This is a genomic window from Pararhodobacter sp. CCB-MM2 (assembly GCF_001691415.1).
In the GTDB taxonomy this organism is placed as follows: domain Bacteria; phylum Pseudomonadota; class Alphaproteobacteria; order Rhodobacterales; family Rhodobacteraceae; genus Pararhodobacter.
Genome location: NZ_LRRR01000067.1, coordinates 1 through 1,274, shown reverse-complemented (window position 1 = coordinate 1,274; position 1,274 = coordinate 1). Strand labels below are relative to the sequence as shown.

2 protein-coding genes are annotated in these 1,274 nt (G+C 65.9%); both read left to right on the top strand.

Annotated features, from left to right (window positions below; translation table 11 throughout):
* Positions 1–603 (top strand): cytochrome ubiquinol oxidase subunit I (locus BCY78_RS24205; RefSeq protein WP_139103321.1); only part of this gene is annotated, 603 nt, incomplete at its 5' end.
* Positions 604–609: 6 nt separating this feature from the next.
* On the top strand, positions 610–1,274 hold a 665-nt coding region (gene cydB / locus BCY78_RS24200; protein WP_068306912.1), incomplete at its 3' end, for a cytochrome d ubiquinol oxidase subunit II.

The window sequence follows — 1,274 nt, the reverse complement described above, 5'->3', positions numbered from 1 at the left end:
GCCGACACGCCCGAAGCGGTTCGGCTGTCCTTCGAGCAGCACCAGATGGACCTCGGCTACGCGCTGCTGCTGATGCAATATGTCGACGACCCGCGCGACGCGACCGAGGAACAGATCGCCGCCGCGGCCTTCGACACCGTGCCGGGCGTGGCCGTACTGTTCTGGTCGTTCCGCATCATGGTCGGGCTTGGCTTCAGCTTCATCGCGCTGATGGCCTATTTCTTCTGGCGCGCGTCCTTCAAGGGCATGGGCTTCCCCCGCTGGGCCCTGCGTCTGGCCGTGGTGATGATCCCCGCGCCCTGGATCGCGGCGGAGTTGGGTTGGGTCGTGGCCGAGTATGGCCGGCAACCCTGGACCGTGGACGGCATCCTGCCGACGGCCCTGTCCGTCAGCCAGCTGACCGTCACCGATGTCTGGATCACGATCATCGGCTTCATCCTGTTCTATACCGTGCTGTTCATCGTCGAGGTCACGCTGATGCTGAAGACGATCCGCAAGGGCCCGCAGGAAGACGTCGCCGAGACCGAGACCTGGATGAAGCGGCATCACCACCGCTTGCGCACCACCGATGGCAAGGACCCGCTTGCCACCCCTGCGGAGTAACCGGCCATGATCCTGCATGATCTCATCTCGCTCGATATTCTCCGCGTCATCTGGTGGCTGCTGCTGGGCGTGCTGCTCACGGGCTTCGCGCTGACGGATGGCTTCGACATGGGCGTCGGCGCCCTGCTGCCCTTCGTCGCCAAGAGCGACACCCAACGCCGCGTTGTGATCAACACCGTGGGGCCAGTCTGGGAAGGCAACCAGGTGTGGTTCATCCTTGGCGGCGGCGCGATCTTTGCCGCCTGGCCGCCGCTCTATGCGGTCAGCTTCTCGGGCTTCTATCTGGCGATGTTCCTGATCCTCGCCGCGCTGATCCTGCGGCCGGTGGGCTTCAAATACCGCTCGAAGCGCGAGAGCGCACTGTGGCGGTCCAGCTGGGACTGGGCGCTGTTCATCGGCGGTGCGGTGCCGGCGCTGTTGTTCGGCGTGGCGGTCGGCAATGTGCTGCAGGGCGTGCCCTTCCACTTCACGCCGTCGCTGATGCCGATCTACGAGGGATCGGCCCTTGGCAAACTGTTCGCGCTGCTCAATCCCTTCGCGCTGCTCACGGGCGTGGTGTCGCTGTCGATGCTGTTGATGCATGGCGCGGCTTGGCTGGGGCTGAAGACCGAGGGCGAGATCGCCGCCCGCGCCCGCCGGATCGGCACCGTCGCGGGCATGGTCGCGGCGGG